The sequence below is a fragment of the Mesonia mobilis DSM 19841 genome (assembly GCF_000423405.1).
In the GTDB taxonomy this organism is placed as follows: Bacteria; Bacteroidota; Bacteroidia; order Flavobacteriales; family Flavobacteriaceae; genus Mesonia; species Mesonia mobilis.
The window spans coordinates 3,769-4,901 of sequence record NZ_KE384015.1 but is presented as its reverse complement, the minus strand read 5'-3'; the positions used below and the strand labels follow the sequence as shown (position 1 = coordinate 4,901).

General features: G+C 29.4%; 1 protein-coding gene and 1 pseudogene. One reads left to right on the top strand and one right to left on the bottom strand.

Annotated elements, in window-relative coordinates:
* Positions 1-260 (top strand): annotated as a pseudogene (locus tag G551_RS16765) (IS1182 family transposase); the annotation flags it as partial.
* A 97-nt stretch (positions 261-357) separates the two neighbouring features.
* On the opposite strand, the gene G551_RS0115130 reads toward G551_RS16765, so the two are convergent.
* Positions 358-1,020, bottom strand: coding sequence for a hypothetical protein (locus G551_RS0115130; protein ID WP_027886346.1), 663 nt, complete (start codon positions 1,018-1,020; stop codon positions 358-360).
* Between the last annotated feature and the right edge of the window lie 113 nt (positions 1,021-1,133).

Sequence of the window (1,133 nt, the reverse complement as noted above, 5' to 3'; positions counted from 1 at the left end):
CCGTAGAACCTGTTTTTGGTACACTCACTCAATTTGTTGGTCTGCGTAAAGTAAACACTATAGGCTTAAGACAAGCTAACAAGTGTATGCAGCTCTCAGCTATAGCCTACAACCTCAAAAAATACCTCAAGTTCACTCAAAACCGGGTGAAAAGTGGAGCAGGAATGTTCGCCTTGTTTTTTAAAGTTCACAATGACCTTAAATCGGGAGTATACGTCATTTTAAAAACACTTCATTCTTCTAATTTGCAAAGGATATAAAAACAAAAAACCTCCTAAAAGCGGTTTAAATAAGTGAGATTTTCTAAGAATTAAAGGCTTGTGCAACGGTTACCGTTGTTGGCAGTAGTTATTTTTTTTAATTCCATACACCTTTTGATTTTTGTGTTTTAATTATTTCAACTGTTTTATTTTTAAAATATCGAGGATCATTATCTAAAATTTCCTTGATATTCTCATTTTTGTCTTTTAGTGATTCAAGATATTTTTTTACGACTTCGTCTTGGTTTGCATTAGAACATAATGACCATTTTGCTGATGCACCAGCTAAAAATAGAACAATGTCTTCTCTTTCATTGTCATAAGAAATATTTGAAATTATATTATCAAGATATTTTAGATTTCCTGTTGCAAAATATGATGCCCAATTCATATCATTATAATCTGCTGTGATTTTTGCTTTTGAATAGATTGTGTCAATATTAGAAGAATTTAAAGATTCGAGTAGTTCTTTAAAGTCAGAGTTTTCTATTCTATCGAAATTTTCATTAAATGATTTTTTGACGCTTTCATCAGATAAAAAAAGTGCTCCAAAAAAACCTTTCAAAATTGATTCTAAGTTTTCATAAGTTGTCGGAGAATTGTTTATATAATCAATTGTTTTATCAACTAAATCCTTGTCTTTATATAGGTAGTATGTATGTAAAATTTTTGAAAAATCTCTTTCTGAAGATTGGCCATAAGAAGGTTTGTTTAAGAAAAAAATAAATAGAATAATACTAATTAACTTAATTATTTTCATAATTTAAGATTTTTGTGATGTTTAAAATTACTGCCAACGGTCTTGTATATTTGTCAGTTGTGGGAATTTGGGATTAAAGATAATAAAAAGAACTGACTTTGACGCGTGAGCGT

Excerpts from the sequence above, each read along its gene's own strand:
- G551_RS0115130 (WP_027886346.1), bottom strand. The coding sequence starts at position 1,020 with ATGAAAATAATTAAGTTAATTAGTATTATTCTATTTATTTTTTTCTTA.